The sequence below is a fragment of the Actinomadura sp. NPDC048032 genome (assembly GCF_040653175.1).
Classification (GTDB): Bacteria; Actinomycetota; Actinomycetes; order Streptosporangiales; family Streptosporangiaceae; genus Spirillospora; species Spirillospora verrucosospora.
In genome coordinates, this window is record NZ_JBEZJP010000185.1 from 1 (window position 1) to 14,334 (window position 14,334).

Genomic DNA, 14,334 nt, shown 5'->3' on the forward strand with positions numbered 1-14,334 from the left:
GGTCCACGACACGGGTGACGATCTTGTCGAAGGTCCCTTCGTCGGACTTACGGAACCCTTCCGCGAGGAAGACGATGTTGTGCTGCTCGGCCGCGTGAGCGACGTTGGGCGTCTGGACCGGCTTCAGGTCGCGGCGGTGCGTGGCGTAGTTCACCACCCGCACGGGCAGCCGCTGGGTCTGGTTGACGAGGGTGCCCGTCAGGTCCACGGTCCCGGGGGTGCCGGTGGTCTCGCGCAGCCCGCGCAGCCGCCCCTGCGGGGTGACCACGAAGGTGGCGGTGTCGGCCGACGTCAGCGTCACGTACCCGTGCCCGGTGATGTCGCCGATCAGGTCCGTACCGGTCGGATCGTCGCTGAACTTGGCGTAGATCGACGGCTGGGCGTGCGCGACGGCGTCCACGGCGGTGGTGATGGAGTCATTGCCGAACCACCAGGCCACGATCGAGGTGTGCACCTGCAGCCGACCGACGATGTAGTCCCTGCCGCGCCGGACCTGGAACAGGTACACCCCCGGCTGGGCGGCGGTGACCTGCCCGTTGGCGCTGTTGTACGCCGGCAGCGGCGGGAGAAGCCGCTGTCCGACCGGGCGATGCGGCGCGAGGAAGTCCACTGTGATCGCCCCCGGGGCGATCGGCGTCAGCGTGTACCCACCCGCCGTCACCACCCGGTCGAACACCTGCAGCGTCAACGGCGGCGTACCGGACAGGGCCAGGTGGAGATCGCAGTGTGGGAACAGCACGATGTCCGGTGTCATGAGCGCCCCCATCCACGTGGGACTTCGGACGGCTCAACGGAACACGACCGATTATCGCCGTCAGTGATGCCTGAAATACTCACCGTGCCATCAGGAATATCCGGATGTCTCGTTACTGGCCGACTCCGGCCGCACCTATCATGATCGTGACCTCAACTCATGGTCAGAACCCGTATTAACTCCGAACCGGAACTGCGGAACCAGGACCTGACCTCACCCAGCGGCCAGCGCGTTCCCCATAGGGGTCTTTGAAATGGACAACCCCGCAAAAAAGCCAGGGTGAGCCTCAATAAACGGTCGAAGTATCCAATACGTTTCTCGACGCTGAGGGGACGGCTTCAGCCCGATTCAAGGGCTGTCGATTCCCGAAGCCCGTTGCACGGATCTCTGTAGGCCCTGGCCCACGCGGTCCAGCGGGCGGCTCCCGCGAGAGCGGTTCGATCACCTGCCGAGGAAGGCGCCGAGCGCGCTCTACCTGGCCAGTGGCCCGAATGCGTCATGACCGGTGTTGGCCCAGGGTGGGTATGTCTCGGCGCCGATCCCACGGGCCACCCCAGTTGACAGGCGCCCGTGCAGCCTCACCTGAGTCTGGGACGAAACACCGACGCGAGCACACTGGGTGACTTGGTGGTCAATTCGGATGAGTAGACCGGGAGGGGCGGAAGCAGTCCCGTTTCGCGTTGTGACGGCTTGCCTGCATCGCTTCGGCCCGGAAATGCCGTCGCGCGGTAGCCGGATCACTTCGCAAGTGGGCGTTCTGACCGGCCCTCTCCAGAAATGCGAGTAAATTTGGGGCTAATGTTTTCGGTCCGTTGTTGTAGCGCCCTTGGGCGCCGGTTGCCCTGCCGGGAAGGCCGCGGGGACAGTGCCGTGAACCCGGTTCGACGGAAACTGGGATACAGCAAAGGGGCTGCTCTTCGTGGGCTTCATGCGGATCAAGAACATACGTCTTCAAGAACGAACGGGTCGCCACCATCGACTGGCGAAACGGCTGAACCCGGGAGTGCCGGATCTGCGAGGGCGCGCAACCCACCGCGGGCTGGGCGAAGCTGCCGGCCGAGTGGCTGCGGGACTACGACCACGTATTGCCGCTGCCGGGCGCGTCGGACGCCAAGCGCAGCCTGCTGGTCAAGGGCGGCAACGGGTGCGTGTTCAACTGGAAAACCGGCCCGGAGAAGACCGGCGCGCTCACCACGCTGATGCCCGAGCTGGCCGCGCTGCCCGCGCCCTACACCACGCAGTACAAGCCGATCGTGGGCCGCTGGGCCACTCCGGCCGCGCCCAATCCGGTCACCGTGCGTGTCGATCTGGACGGCCTGGGCGCGACGCGCCAGTTCAGCGGTGACTTCGACCTGATCCAGGACCAGGCCGACGCCACCCGTCGGCAGATCATTCCCGGCGACCAGAACCGCCCCCACAAGGGCCGCAAGCGCACCTGATCCGCACCACCCCGGCCACATCGTGCGCCCGCCGCCACCAGGCGGCGGGCGCACACTCACCCGCTTCGACAAGCCCACCCGCAACACCGCGGCGAGAAGGCCCATGGCGCTGAGGTTCATACTTCTTGGGGACAAGCCTTAGCCTCCCGGCGCAGCGCCCGTTTCGGTTTCAGGTCGTCCAGACGCTTGAGCTGGCGCCGCCTACTATGCGGCCCCGCTTGATGGTGGTTCGGCGACCGGGGGCGTTCCGGAGCACGTCGCTGAGGCGGGTGGCCGAGAACAGCACCAGGTCCGCCGCGGCCCCCACCTGGACGCCTTCGGCCGGTGCGCCGACATAGTGGGCCGCGTTCACCGTCACCATGTCGAAGACCTGCCTGAGTTGCCGGTCCGACCACATGCGGGCGGCGATGGCGGTCACCATGGCGACCTCCGCCGGATCAAGTCGGCCGAACGGGAACCACATGTCGTTCATGTTGTCGCCTCCCGCGGCGACGGTGACGCCATGGGCGAGCAGCGACCTGAGACGGGCCACTCCCCTGCCTGGCGGGCGAGGGGAGTCCCCCACCAGCAGCAAGTTGCCCATAGGGCAGACGCAGACGGCGATCCCGGCGGCGAGCACTGCTTCGACGACCTCGGTGGCGGTCGCTTCGTCGTAGGCGTCCAGGGCACAGCAGTGGCCGGCTCGGACGCGGCCGGTGAGGCCCGCGTCGATGGTTCTGCGCGCGAGTTCCTCCAGGTCGCGCTGGGCGGGGTCGTAGCTGTAGTCGCAGTGGACGTCGAGGTCCGCACCGGTCTCCGCGGCCAGTTCGACGAGCAGGTCGAGGTGCCGGAGCCGGTCTTGGGGCTCTTCCACGTCGGGGGCCCCGCCGAGCACGTCGGCGCCTGAGGTCAGGGCTTCGCGGAGGAGCCGTAGTGCTCCGGGGTCGCGGACGATGCTCTCCTGGGGGAACGCCACGAGCTGGATGTCGAGCAGGTCGCGGTGGCGGTCCCGCAGGTCGGCCATGACGCCGAGGGCCGACAGTCCCCCCACCGGGTCGACGTCGACGTGGGCGCGCAACGTTCCCACGCCGTGGCCGACGGCGAGCCGGATCGCGGTGGTCGCACGGTCTCTCAGTTCCTCGGGGGTGTAGCGGGCCTTGACGTACCGGGTGCGCTCAAGCGCGGCGTCCAGAGGGTGGTCATGGTCGCTCGGGGGCAGGTTCGGGTGTGTGAGCGCCTTGTCCATGTGGAAATGAGGTTCGACGAAGGCGGGCGTCAGGAGCCCGCCCTCCGCGTCGATGGTCTCCACGGACGGCGGGGCCGGGAGGTCGCCGATCGCGGCGATCCGCCCGCCGGCCAGGTGGACGTCGACCGGGGCGGTCGAGTCGAGCAGGCGGGCGCCGCGGATCAGCAGCGGTTCAGGGTCCGGTCGCATCGGACTGTTCCTGCTCGGTGCCGAACCCGTCCAGAGCGCTGCGCTCCTCCAGGGTCGTCAGCTCCTCGAACAGCGTGATCTGCACGCCGCCGGGCGCGTCCAGGCGGGCGTTGAGCGACTGCCAGGGCGTGACGGTGGGCGGGGCGACGGGTTCGGCGCCCGCGTCCAGCAGCCGGTCGTTGACCGAGCGGGTGTCGCCGACCTCGAACGCGACCCTGAACTTCGGCGCGACCTGCCGGCCGACCTCCACCTCGTCGATGAGCCGCTTCTGCGCCGGGTTGGCGATCTCGAGCGTGGCCCGGCCGGCGTCGAGGATCACTACCCGGGCGTCGCCCTCACCCGAGAACGCGGCCTGCTCGGGCAGGCCGAGCGCGTCGCGGAAGAAGGCGACGGCGGCCTCGTAGTCCTCCGCCACGACGACGAGGCGCAGTTGGCGGACGGCAGGGGCGTCGTCTCTTTCGGCGGTCATGGCAACTCCTTCTGTTCGAGCCGTAGGGGGGTCATGCCGACAAGACCGCGACCGAAGGTGGCGGGGTCCCTGGGCGTCCACCGGCCGTTGGTGACCTTGTCCAGGAAGTCGTCGAGCACCGCGTTGAACGCCGCGGGCTCTTCCAGGTTGAGGGTGTGGCCGGTACGCGGCAGCACCGCGAGGGCGGCCCCGGGGATGGCCCGCTTGAGCATGACCTTGACGTCGAGGCAACCGTCGTCCTCGTCGCCGACGACCAGCAGGACGGGGGTCCGCACCGCCGCCAGGCGGTCGCGCAGGTCGTACAGCGAGGGGCGTTCGGCAAGGACCTGGGAGAACGTCAGGGACATGCCGACCGGGTCGCGTCCGGCGAGCCGTTCGCCGAACGAACGCCATCCGCCGGGGTCCTTGAGCCGGTACTGCACGCGCGTGGGGCCGTTCTGGTAGGCGTTCGCGGCGGCCCGCACGTCCTCCCGGAACATGCGGGCGGCCGTGCGCGCCTCTTCGGTGAACCCGGCCCGCTGGTGCGGCGCCGAGCCGTACCCGGCCCCGGCCACCGTCGCGCTGAGGCAGCGTTCCGGGTGCTGCAGCATCAGGTGGACGGCACAGAATCCGCCCATCGAGAGGCCTACGACGTGGGCGGCGTCGAAACCGAGCCCGTCCAGGACGGCGATCGCGTCCTGGACGGCGATGTGCTGCCCGTAGCTGTCCGGGGCGGCTGGGACGTCGGACGGCGGGTAGCCGCGCGCGTTGTAACGGACGCAGGTGTACCGGTCGGCGAAATGCGCCACCTGCGCGCGCCAGTCGTGCAGGTCACCGGCCACCTCATGCAGGAAGAGCAGGGGCGGGCCGACCCCTTCCACCTCGACCGCCAGGCGAGTGCCGTCAGGGGTCGTCACGGTGGTCATTCCGGGGCCTCCCCCGCCCGGGCGGCCTTGAGCGCGGCCCATGCCGGCCACACATGCCGCATGAGCTGGAACGCCAGCGCGGTGACGGGCATGGGGAAGTCGCCGCTGTCCGCTTCCCGCTGCACCGACCGCATGTCCTTCAGGAGGATGTCGAGGTCCTCGCCGGGCACGTAGTGCTCCCACCAGGGCTTGACGCGCCGCCAGTTGTCCACGACCCAGCTGCCGCCCACGCTGACCGACAGCATCTCCATCAACTGGTCTTCGCCAACGCCGAACTCGTCGGCCAGACGGATCGCCTCGTACACGCCCATCATGTTGACGCCGAAGGTGAGTTGCACGGCGAGCTTGGCCGCCTGAGCGGTGCCCACCTCCTCGCCGACATGGAAGATGTTGCGGCCCATGAGGTCCAGGAGGGGGCGAAGCCGCCCGAACACCTCGGGTGCGGCCGACACCATCAGCGTCAGTGCGCCCGCCTCGGCGCCCCAGGGTCCCCCGGACATGGTCGCGTCGACGGCGGTCACGCCGTGTCCGCCGAGTTCGGCCGCCAGCGCGCGCATCGTGGACGGGTCGAGGGTGCTGGCCACGACGACGGTGAGCGGGCGGCCCTCCCGGACGACACCATGCTCGCCGAGCAGGACCTCGCGGGTCTGCGCGGCGTCCCGCACCACGGACAGGACCACGCCCGAGGACGCCCTGGCCGCCTCCCGGGGGGAGTCCACCAGCCGGATGCCCGCCTCGGCGGCCTTCTCGCGGCGTTCCGGTGAGGGATCGTATCCGTGTACTTCGTGGCCGCCCTTGACGAGGTTGCCGGCCATTCCGAGCCCCATCGCGCCGAGGCCGATGAAGCCGATGCTTTCCGTCATGTCCGCTGCGCTCCCTGGGATGCGAGGCCGGTGGCGGCCGCCGGCAGGTCGACGACCAGCACCGAATCGGCCGCCGCGGGCAGTTCGCGGGCCAACTCGGCGTGCCGGGGGTTTCGAAGGTAGGCGTCCCGGGCGCGCTCGCCGGGGAAGGCGATGGCGAGCCCGGTCGTGTAGCCGCCGCCGAACGGCTCGATGCTCACGTCGGGGCCGGCGTAGACGTCGCCGGGCCCCAGTTCGGCGGCGAGCGCGGCGAGCCGGGAGGTGAGGTCGTCTGCCCGTGACTCCTGTCCGTCCCGGGGCCTGACGAGCACGATGTGGACGAGGCTCATCGGGCCGGCTCCGCTCTGGTGAACGGGCTCACGCGAGGTTCTCCGCGGAACTGCACAGTCTTGTACTCGGTGAACTCCCGCATCCCCTCCTCACCGCCCTCGCGTCCGAAGCCGGACGCCTTCACGCCGCCGAACGCCAGCGCCGGTGACCCGTCGCTGGCGGTGTTCACCCAGACGGTGCCGGCCTGGAGCTCGCCGCTGACCGCGAAAGCACGGTCGAGGTCCCTGGTCCACAGGGACTGGGCGAGGCCGTACTCGGTGGCGTTCGCCAGCTCGACGGCCTCCTGGTCGGTGCTGAACGTCGTCACCGACAGGACGGGCCCGAAGATCTCCTGCTGGAACACCGGCGACTCTCGGTCCACGGAGGCGAGCACGGTCGGCTGGTAGAAGGCGCCCTCCGCCAGTTCGGGGTCGTCGGGTGATCTCCCGCCGGTCAGGACCTTCCCGCCGGCGTCGACCCCGGCGAGCACGGCCGCGTGGACCCGGTCCCGGTGCTCGTGGTGGATGAGCGCCCCGATGTCGGCCCGAGGATCGTCGGGCATCCCCACCCGCAGCGCGGACGCGCGGGCGGCGACGGCGGCGGTGAAATCGTCGGCCACGGTCTCGTCCACGAGCAGCCGCGAGCTGGCGACGCACGACTCCCCCTGGTTGGCGAAGGCGGCGAAGACGATGCCGTCGGCCGCCGCTTCCAGGTCGGCGTCGGCGAAGACCACGTTGCCGGTCTTGCCGCCCAGCTCCAGCCCGACCCGGGTGAGGGAGTCGGCGGCCGCGCGCATCACCTCCCGGCCGACCCGCGTGGATCCGGTGAACGAGACGTAGGAGACCAGGGGGTGGGTCACCATGGGGAGCCCGGCGCCGGGCCCCGTGCCCGTGACGACGTTCACCACGCCGGGCGGGAAGCCCGCGTCCTCGCACCGGGCGGCGATCTCCAGCGCGCTGCCGGAGGTGAACTCCGACGGCTTGACCACCACGGTGCATCCGGCGGCGAGGGCATAGGGGAGCTTCTGCAGGAGGACGAGCGCCGGGAAGTTCCACGGGATGATCAACGCGGCGACCCCCACCGGTTCCCGGGTCGCGAGCGCGGTGTACGCGGGTACCAGGCCGGTGTAGGCCTCGCCCTTGGACGTGCGGGCGAGCGCCGCGGCCTGCCGGACGTGCGCGATGCCGAGCTCGATGTCGCCGCGCGCGAACGCCAGCGGCTTCCCGACCTCCTCGGAGTCGAGGGCGGCGAGCCGGTCGGCGTCGTGTTCCAGGAGGGCGGCCAGGTTCTCCAGGAGCCTGGCCCGGGCCATGGCGGGGGTGCGTCGCCACTGCTCGGACGCGAACGCCCGAGCGGCGGCGCAGGCGGCGGCGTCCACGTCGTCCGCCGTGCCGGCGGCGTAGCGGGCCACGACCCTGTTCGAGGCGGGGGCGCGTCGCTCCAGGAGCGGGCCGTCGACCCGCTCTCCGGCGATGTGGTGGCCGTGGACGCGGACGGCGGTGTCACGGGAGCTCATCGGCTCAGCTCCACGATCTCGCCGCCCGCGATGTGCGGGACCTGGCCCCGGCCGGCCTCGACGACGGCCTGCCATTCGGGATCCTCGCGGAACGCCGTCCAGCGGGTCTCGCGGTCGTGCTCGTCGGCGAACTCCAGGACGTAGACGAGTTGCTCCCCCTTGGTCAGCCGCCGCAGCCACGGGCCGTGTGCGGTGATGCCGTGCTTGGCGAACAGAGGCAGGCTGGTGCCGGTGAACTGGTCGAGCAGCGCCTCGGTGTGGCCGGGCGTGATGGTGTAGTAGCGCAGTTCTGCGATCATGTGGCCTCCTCGTCGGATTCGGTCAGGTCCAGGCGGCAAGGACGTCCCCGGTCGCCGCCACCACGGCGAACCGGCTCTCGGCGGTGCTGAGCGCCGCGGCGTGCAGGCCCATGTCCCACGACGCGCAGGCGTCGGCGGCGATGGTGACGTAGAAGTCGCGGGCGAACGCCTCGCGGGCGGTGGTGTCCACGCAGACATTGGTGGAGACCCCGCAGCAGAGGACGCTGTCGCGTCCCAGGCTGCGCAGGATCAGTTCCAGGTTGGTCCCGGTGAAGCCGCCGTAGCGGTATTTCTTGACGACCTGGTCTCCGGGCCGGGGCGCGACCTCCTCGGCGATCTCCTGCCCCCAGGATCCGTCGAGGCAGATGTCGGGGGCGGAGTACGCGGCGCGTGAGCGCGCGTCCCGCCACACCGGTGAGTCGCCGGCACCGCCCGGCAGCGTGGTGTGCTGGCTGTGGATCACGGCCACCCCGGCGTCGCGGGCGGCCTCCGCGAGGCCGGCGGCGACGGGCAGGATCCGCTGGGCGTGGCTGACGTCCCGGCCGCCCACGGTGGCGGTCTTGCCGCGTGGATGGACGAAGTCGTTGGACAGGTCGATGAGGATCAGCGCCGTCCGGTCCGGCCGCAGCCGGTCGGCCAGCGTGGCGGTCGCCGTCATGACAGTGCCTCCGCGGCTCGCTCGATCGGGTTCGGCCGCCGCTCCTCCCGGCCGGGCGGCGGGGTTCGGCCTTCCGCGGTCGGGAGCGCGGTGACGAGCCACCGCCGGCCGAGCCGGTCGGCGGCGGCGGCCGGGTCCGCGGTGGGCGCCATCAGCGCGTACAGGCCGCGCCTTCCTTCCAGGCCGGTGACGGGAGCGGTCATGCCCGCGCCGGCCAGCAGGGCGGCCTCCAGTCCGTTGCGGGCGGCCATGCGTCGCTGGAACGTTCCGAGCGGGGTGTCCGAAAGGATCTCCAGGCCGGACGCCTGGGTGACGGCGATGCCGACCGCGCGGGCCGTGGCCTCCCCGTCCAGGCCGTCGTGCCGGGCGGCGGCGCAGGCGGAGCCGACGAGCACGGCCGCGCACACCGGATCCCACCCGCCCACGACGTGGCCGTCCAGCGAGTCGCGCACCCGCAGAGCGGGTTCCAGCCCGGCGGCCAGACTCTCCGTCGCGAGGGCGCCGGCGCTGCCGGCGTGATGCAGGAGGGCGCAGGCGACCCAGTAGGCGACCGCCGCCCGCTGGTCGCGGACGGACGCTGTCTCCAGTCCGGACAGGTTCTCGCACAGTGCCGTCGCGGCGGCGGCCGCGTCCGGCGGGACGGGCGTCTCGGCGACGAAGCCGGCGACGCTCGCGGTCGTCCCCTCGGTAGCGGTCATCGGGCCACCACTTCCCTCCGGGTCTCCTCCAGCAACGCCTGGACGGTCCCCGGTCCGGGCCCCTCCCCCAGGCGCGCGACCGCGTCCCAGATCGCCTGCGCCCGGCCGGGCGCCAGGGCCTCGGCCTTGCCGATGAGCTCGTCGTCGGTCAGCGGGCGCAGCAGGCTTCCCCGCGCGTGCTCGACGGCCGACACGACGGTTCCCCCGTCGACGGTGTGGATCTCCAGTACGGCCGAGTCCCGCGGCATGCGGGGTTCCGGGCACAGGTCGACGCGCGCCCGCAGCCGGGCCAGCACCGGGTCCGCCGCCGCCGCGTCGCCGAACTCGGCGAGCCCGCCGGTGCCGCGGGCCAGGCCGGCGGCCACCCCGTGCACCGCCGAGAAGCGCGCTTGCAAGCCGGTCCGCGGCTCGAGCCGCCCCATCAGCTCCGGGACCAGCGGATGGCAGCGGTAGCGGATCCGGACGACGTTCGCCGGGGCGACACCGCGGTCATGGGCTCTGACGGCCGCGTCGATGCCGGGGTGCGCGACGATGCCGCAGGGATAGGGCTTGAAGGTGTTGTCGGCCAGCTCCCAACGCGTCCCGAACCCGTCGAGAAGGCGGCCCGGGGACCGGCCCCCGGGCGCGAGGGCGCGCAGCAGCTCGCCGGTGTCCGGGAGGACGGCCGCGGCGCCCGCGGTGAACCGGCCGCGGCCGGCCTCCGCCGCGGCCAGCACCCCGGCCGCGGCCGCCTTCCCGGCGTGGAAGGGCTTGACCTCGGTACCGAACGCCTCCCGGTGCCCGAGCGTCTGCAGGGACGCCAGCCGGAGCGCGGCCGCCATCCGGTCGCGGCCGGGCTCGCCGATCAGTCCGGCGGTGACCGCGGCCCCGGCGACCCCGCAGGTGCCGGTGATGTGCCAGCCCCGGTCGTAGTGCTCCGGACTGACCGCCAGGCCCAGCCGCAACTGCACCTCGCAGCCGAGGGCGAAGGCCGCCAGCAGGTCCCGTCCGGATGCGCCGGCGGGCCATCCGGCCGCCCACGCCGCACCGAGGACGCTCGCCCCGGGGTGGATGACCGTCTCCAGGTGGGTGTCGTCGAAATCGTCCAGGTGGGCGGCGAAGCCGGTGAGCAGCGCCGCGCCGACCGGGCTCGCCTTCCCGCGCACCCCGGGAGCCGCGGGGACGCCGGTCGGTGCGGCCAGCGCGGCCGCAAGCCTGCCGACCTGGGGGGAGCCGGACGCTCCCAGGGCCACTGCCAGGACGTTGAAGAGCGTCCGGCTCGCGGCCTTCGCCACCTCTCCGGGGAGCGGCCGGGAGGCGCAGTCGAGCACCGCCTCGGCGAGCTCCTCGTAGGAGGGTGCGTAACCGGTGGTCATGTGCTCGGCTCCAGCCAGGTGATGGCGCCGAAGGAGAAGGCCAGCTGGGCCAGCCCGGCATCGGAGGCCCCGTGCCAGTGCTCCTCTCCCGGCTCGATCCACACGATGTCGCCCCCGGTCACCTCCAACGGTTCACGGCCGCGGCGCCCGACGAAGCCGGAACCCGCCACGATGTGGATCACCTGGCCGTCGGCGTGGCTGTGCCAGTGGCCGCGCACGCCCGGGTCCAGTCGGATCAGTGCGGTGGTCGCCTTGCTGGTAGGAGACCCCTGGACCGGGGAGCTGAACGCGGCGCCGGTGAAGCGTTCCGGTTCGGGGACCGGCGTGGGGTCCTTCAGCAGGTCCGCGGTACGGAAGAGCTTCACGCCATGACCTCCCTCTCGTGCGGGCCGTCGGCGGCGGGTTCGACGGAGACCTCGGTGAAGCGCCGCATGGTGTCGACGAGGGCGGTCTCCGCGGGCAGCCGCTCCATGCTGGACGCCCCCAGGAAACCGGCAGCGCCCGGGACCATCCGCAGCACTTCCTGGGCGTCGTCGGGCGTGGCGATCGGTCCTCCGTGGCACACGACCAGCACGTCCTCGCGCGCGGACTCGGCCTGGTCGCGGATCTCCCGCGTGCGCGCCGCCGCGTCGGCGAGCGACATGGGGGCCCTTGCGCCGATCATCCCGGCGGTCGTCAGCCCGACGTGCGCCACGACGATGTCGGCGCCCGCGGCGGCCATGTCATAGGCCTCCTGCTCGGTGCGCACGTAGGCGGCCGTGATCAGGTCCATCTCGCGGGCGGTGCGGACCATCTCGACCTCCTTGTCGAAGCCGTAGCCCGTGGCCTCCAGGTCCGCCCGCACGCTGCCGTCCAGGAGGCAGACCGACGGGAAGTTCTGCACCCCGGCGAATCCGAGTTCCTTGAGCTGCCCCAGGAACAGCGGGATGTTCTTGAACGGGTCCGTGGCGCAGACGCCGGCGAGCACCGGTGTCCTGCGCACCACCGGGAGGACCTCTGCGGACATCTCCACGACGATGTCGTTGGCGTTGCCGTAGGGCATCATCCCGGCCATCGAGCCGCGCCCGGCCATACGGAACCTGCCCGCGTTGTAGATGACGATGAAGTCGACGCCGGCCTCCTCCGCGCACTTGGCGGACAGGCCGGTGCCGGCACCCGCGCCGATCAGGGCGCGGCCCGACCGGACCCGCTCGTGGAACAGGGGGACGTAGTGCTGGCGGCTCATTGCCGTTACCTCCAAGTGGGTGTGAGACGGGCTGCCTCCCCGCCCGGTCACGGGCGGTGCTCCGGCGGTGCGTCCGGGGGCAGCCGGTAGAGGGGCGCGCGTTCGGCGACCAGGTCGAGCAGGCCCTCCCCGACGACGACCGTGATCTCCCGCGGATCGACGATCTTGGCTTCCTGGAAGGGGTACTTCAGCAGCGCGGCGACACGCGGCGACATCAGGTAGCCGCCGGCGACGACCAGCGTGAGCACCTCGTGCAGTTCCGGACGCCGTTCGGCCAGTCGCTCGACCGCCGCGAGGTCGAGGGCGGGCCCCAGCTCGTCCAGCGCCCGCAGCAGCGGCGGGACGAGGTCGGGACGCGCCTTGACCACCTGGTCGAGCAGATCGGTGTGCACACCGGCCTGCGACCCGGACGGGAGCCCGGCGCCGGCCTCGATCAGCGCGTCCGCGACCTGCCCGAGCCGCCGGCGGGCCTCCGGCGGCACGGTCACGGTCGGCGTCTCCCCGGTCTCCGCGGTGGTCATGAGGGCACCTCCACTTCGCGGCGGCGAGCGACCAGGGACCGGGCGCAGCGCAGCGCGTTGGCCGCGATGGTCGCCGTGGGGTTGACGCCGGACGACGTCGGGAACACCGAGCCGTCGAAGACGTACAGGTTGGGCACGTCGTGGCACTGGCCGTGCGCGTCGACCACGGAGGAGCCCGGGTCATCGCCCATCACGGTCGTCCCCATCAGGTGCCAGCCGGTGCCGCGCAGCCCCGAGTTGAGGATCTTCTTCGTGGCCCCCATGGCGTCGAGCACCTCGGAGAGGCGCTCCAAGTGCCAGGCCATCATGGCCCGCGTGTTGTCGGACGTGCGGTACTGGATCCGCACGCCGGGGACGCCGCCCGCGGCGGCGCCGTCGTCCAGCAGCACCCGGTTCGCCGGGTCGGGCAGGTCCTCGCAGATGACGCCCCAGATCGCCGAGTGGCCGAGCCGTTCGCGCAGCAGCCGGGTGAAGTTCGGGCCCCACACCGGTTCGTCCCCCCAGGTGCCCGGGAGCATGAACGACAGCGGCGCGCCGGAGGGGATCAGGTTCCACTTCGCGCCGCGCACGAAGCCGCGGGACCGGTCGGTCTCGTAGAACTCCAGGGAGTGCAGGTACTGGCCGAGCGGCCCGCGCCAGGACTCCAGGTCCTCGTCGAAGATTCCGATCGCGTTGCCGAACGGGTGCATCATGAGGCGCCTGCCGACCAGGCCGCTGGAGTTGGCGACCCCGGACCCGTCCGCCGACGCGAGCATGATGCGGGGCGTGCCGATCGCGTTGGCGCACAGCACCACGACGCCGGCGCGAACCTCATGGCGGGCTCCGTCGGCGTCGAGGTAGGTGACGCCGGTGGCGCGGCCCCGGTCGTCCAGGAGGACCTGCTCGACCGTCGCCCGCACCGTCAGGCGCACCTGGTCCTTGGCGAGGGACTGCCAGTGGGTGCGGTCCGCGGACGCCTTGGCTCCCGTGGGGCAGCCGAAGGGACAGGCGGTCCGCTGCGCGCACGCGTGCAGGGGGCCGTACTCGGCGGTGGCGATGGCGTTGCTGCCGGGCCACCAGTGCCAGCCGAGCTTGTTCAGCGCCTCCGCGCCCCGCCGGCCGAGCTTGTTGAGCGGCACGGGCGGCAGCGGCGGCGGCGTGCTCGGGGGAAGCGCCGGATCACCCTCCAGGCCGCTGACGGCGAACTGCCGCTCGACCTCGTCGTAGTAGGGCTCCAGATCCCAGTACCCGATCGGCCAGTCGTCGCCGACACCGTCCATGGTGCGGGTCCGGAAGTCCGAGGGCAGGAAGCGTTCCCAGTGCGCCGCGTAGAGGACGGTGCTGCCGCCGACACCGTTGTACATGAGGGCGGTGACGTCCGACTCGGCGTCGTCGATGGGATAGTCGCCGCCAGCCCGGCGCTGGTTCGGATCCCAGTTCCAGTGCTTGCGGGACACGAGTTCGAAGTCGGCATAGCCCGCGCGCGCCTTCTCGTAGTCGGGCCAGTCCCCCTGTTCCAGGCACGTGACCCGCATTCCGGCGCGGGCGAACTCCTGGGCGGCGACCGCGCCCGAGGGGCCGGCGCCGACGATCAGGACGTCGCAGTCTTCGCGCACATCCCCGTCCTTTCCTTCGATCTTCTCCACGGGCCGCCCGCACCGCGTCGTCCGGGCGAGATGTCCATCACGGTTCGCGGCTCCCCGCCGCCGGCTTCCCGGCGAGCCGGGCCAGCAGCAGTCGCGCCGCCTGCTCGCCGAACGCCGGGGTGTTCAGTGCCGCCGGGGAACGCTCCACGGTGACGTGGGGCGCCAACGACTCCAGCAGCGCTTGTTCGAGGGCGGCGTCCGCCTCAGGCCAGTAGAACGGGCCTCCCGGCTCCGACAGGGCGGACGTCCCGCCGGTGGGCAGCAGCAGCGCGACCGGTCCGCGC

At 71.9% G+C, this 14,334-nt stretch carries 17 protein-coding genes; 1 reads left to right on the forward strand and 16 read right to left on the reverse strand.

The features are described 5' to 3' along the window. Positions 1-754 (reverse strand): hypothetical protein (locus AB0C69_RS23130; protein WP_360356741.1); only part of this gene is annotated, 754 nt, incomplete at its 3' end. A gap of 1,085 nt (positions 755-1,839) precedes the next feature. Between AB0C69_RS23130 and AB0C69_RS23135 the strand changes: the two genes are divergently transcribed. Further along, a complete protein-coding gene (locus tag AB0C69_RS23135) occupies positions 1,840-2,193 on the forward strand; it encodes a hypothetical protein (RefSeq protein WP_360356744.1) in 354 nt (117 codons plus the stop codon). 169 nt (positions 2,194-2,362) lie between these two features. On the opposite strand, the gene AB0C69_RS23140 is transcribed toward AB0C69_RS23135, so the two are convergent. From AB0C69_RS23140 to AB0C69_RS23210, 15 genes are all read right to left on the reverse strand, one after another. Further along, the gene (locus tag AB0C69_RS23140) at positions 2,363-3,607 is read right to left on the reverse strand and encodes an amidohydrolase family protein (protein ID WP_360356746.1); all 1,245 of its coding nucleotides are present in this window, start codon (positions 3,605-3,607) and stop codon (positions 2,363-2,365) included. After that, positions 3,591-4,076, reverse strand: coding sequence for a VOC family protein (locus AB0C69_RS23145; protein WP_345174034.1), 486 nt, complete (start codon positions 4,074-4,076; stop codon positions 3,591-3,593). Before AB0C69_RS23145 ends, AB0C69_RS23140 begins: the two co-directional genes overlap by 17 nt. Beyond that, positions 4,073-4,981, reverse strand: coding sequence for an alpha/beta hydrolase (locus AB0C69_RS23150; protein WP_360356749.1), 909 nt, complete (start codon positions 4,979-4,981; stop codon positions 4,073-4,075). Before AB0C69_RS23150 ends, AB0C69_RS23145 begins: the two co-directional genes overlap by 4 nt. Next, positions 4,978-5,844 (reverse strand): NAD(P)-dependent oxidoreductase, encoded by an 867-nt coding sequence (locus AB0C69_RS23155; protein WP_360356752.1) that lies wholly within the window; start codon positions 5,842-5,844, stop codon positions 4,978-4,980. The genes AB0C69_RS23150 and AB0C69_RS23155 overlap by 4 nt, the downstream gene beginning before the upstream one ends. Next, the gene (locus AB0C69_RS23160; RefSeq protein ID WP_360356755.1) at positions 5,841-6,173 is read right to left on the reverse strand and encodes a Dabb family protein; all 333 of its coding nucleotides are present in this window, start codon (positions 6,171-6,173) and stop codon (positions 5,841-5,843) included. The genes AB0C69_RS23155 and AB0C69_RS23160 overlap by 4 nt, the downstream gene beginning before the upstream one ends. Beyond that, a complete protein-coding gene (locus AB0C69_RS23165) occupies positions 6,170-7,669 on the reverse strand; it encodes an aldehyde dehydrogenase family protein (protein ID WP_360356757.1) in 1,500 nt (499 codons plus the stop codon). The genes AB0C69_RS23160 and AB0C69_RS23165 overlap by 4 nt, the downstream gene beginning before the upstream one ends. After that, the gene (locus tag AB0C69_RS23170; RefSeq protein ID WP_345174042.1) at positions 7,666-7,968 is read right to left on the reverse strand and encodes an NIPSNAP family protein; all 303 of its coding nucleotides are present in this window, start codon (positions 7,966-7,968) and stop codon (positions 7,666-7,668) included. The genes AB0C69_RS23165 and AB0C69_RS23170 overlap by 4 nt, the downstream gene beginning before the upstream one ends. A 22-nt stretch (positions 7,969-7,990) precedes the next feature. Beyond that, positions 7,991-8,626: an isochorismatase family cysteine hydrolase gene (locus AB0C69_RS23175; protein WP_360356760.1), complete on the reverse strand. Its 636-nt coding sequence runs from the start codon at positions 8,624-8,626 to the stop codon at positions 7,991-7,993. Continuing rightward, a complete protein-coding gene (locus tag AB0C69_RS23180) occupies positions 8,623-9,324 on the reverse strand; it encodes an MmgE/PrpD family protein (RefSeq protein WP_360356762.1) in 702 nt (233 codons plus the stop codon). The genes AB0C69_RS23175 and AB0C69_RS23180 overlap by 4 nt, the downstream gene beginning before the upstream one ends. After that, positions 9,321-10,679 (reverse strand): MmgE/PrpD family protein, encoded by a 1,359-nt coding sequence (locus tag AB0C69_RS23185; RefSeq protein ID WP_360356765.1) that lies wholly within the window; start codon positions 10,677-10,679, stop codon positions 9,321-9,323. The genes AB0C69_RS23180 and AB0C69_RS23185 overlap by 4 nt, the downstream gene beginning before the upstream one ends. Further along, positions 10,676-11,044, reverse strand: coding sequence for a cupin domain-containing protein (locus AB0C69_RS23190; protein WP_360356768.1), 369 nt, complete (start codon positions 11,042-11,044; stop codon positions 10,676-10,678). Before AB0C69_RS23190 ends, AB0C69_RS23185 begins: the two co-directional genes overlap by 4 nt. Then, entirely contained in the window at positions 11,041-11,904 is an 864-nt protein-coding gene (locus AB0C69_RS23195; protein ID WP_360356771.1) for a phosphoenolpyruvate hydrolase family protein, read from the reverse strand. Before AB0C69_RS23195 ends, AB0C69_RS23190 begins: the two co-directional genes overlap by 4 nt. A 47-nt stretch (positions 11,905-11,951) precedes the next feature. After that, on the reverse strand, positions 11,952-12,425 hold the full coding sequence (locus tag AB0C69_RS23200) for a hypothetical protein (protein ID WP_360356774.1): 474 nt from the start codon (positions 12,423-12,425) through the stop codon (positions 11,952-11,954). Beyond that, positions 12,422-14,020 (reverse strand): GMC family oxidoreductase, encoded by a 1,599-nt coding sequence (locus tag AB0C69_RS23205; protein WP_360356777.1) that lies wholly within the window; start codon positions 14,018-14,020, stop codon positions 12,422-12,424. Before AB0C69_RS23205 ends, AB0C69_RS23200 begins: the two co-directional genes overlap by 4 nt. Before the next feature lie 67 nt (positions 14,021-14,087). Beyond that, a partial coding sequence (locus AB0C69_RS23210) for a Tm-1-like ATP-binding domain-containing protein (protein ID WP_360356780.1) occupies positions 14,088-14,334 on the reverse strand: 247 nt, incomplete at its 5' end.

Bases quoted from the DNA above. Each gene is read 5' to 3' on its own strand.
- AB0C69_RS23145 (WP_345174034.1), bottom strand. From the start codon at position 4,076: ATGACCGCCGAAAGAGACGACGCCCCTGCCGTCCGCCAACTGCGCCTC.
- AB0C69_RS23170 (WP_345174042.1), bottom strand. From the start codon at position 7,968: ATGATCGCAGAACTGCGCTACTACACCATCACGCCCGGCCACACCGAG.
- AB0C69_RS23165 (WP_360356757.1), bottom strand. From the start codon at position 7,669: ATGAGCTCCCGTGACACCGCCGTCCGCGTCCACGGCCACCACATCGCC.
- AB0C69_RS23195 (WP_360356771.1), bottom strand. From the start codon at position 11,904: ATGAGCCGCCAGCACTACGTCCCCCTGTTCCACGAGCGGGTCCGGTCG.
- AB0C69_RS23140 (WP_360356746.1), bottom strand. From the start codon at position 3,607: ATGCGACCGGACCCTGAACCGCTGCTGATCCGCGGCGCCCGCCTGCTC.
- AB0C69_RS23180 (WP_360356762.1), bottom strand. From the start codon at position 9,324: ATGACCGCTACCGAGGGGACGACCGCGAGCGTCGCCGGCTTCGTCGCC.
- AB0C69_RS23175 (WP_360356760.1), bottom strand. From the start codon at position 8,626: ATGACGGCGACCGCCACGCTGGCCGACCGGCTGCGGCCGGACCGGACG.
- AB0C69_RS23150 (WP_360356749.1), bottom strand. From the start codon at position 4,981: ATGACCACCGTGACGACCCCTGACGGCACTCGCCTGGCGGTCGAGGTG.
- AB0C69_RS23185 (WP_360356765.1), bottom strand. From the start codon at position 10,679: ATGACCACCGGTTACGCACCCTCCTACGAGGAGCTCGCCGAGGCGGTG.
- AB0C69_RS23155 (WP_360356752.1), bottom strand. From the start codon at position 5,844: ATGACGGAAAGCATCGGCTTCATCGGCCTCGGCGCGATGGGGCTCGGA.
- AB0C69_RS23200 (WP_360356774.1), bottom strand. From the start codon at position 12,425: ATGACCACCGCGGAGACCGGGGAGACGCCGACCGTGACCGTGCCGCCG.
- AB0C69_RS23160 (WP_360356755.1), bottom strand. From the start codon at position 6,173: ATGAGCCTCGTCCACATCGTGCTCGTCAGGCCCCGGGACGGACAGGAG.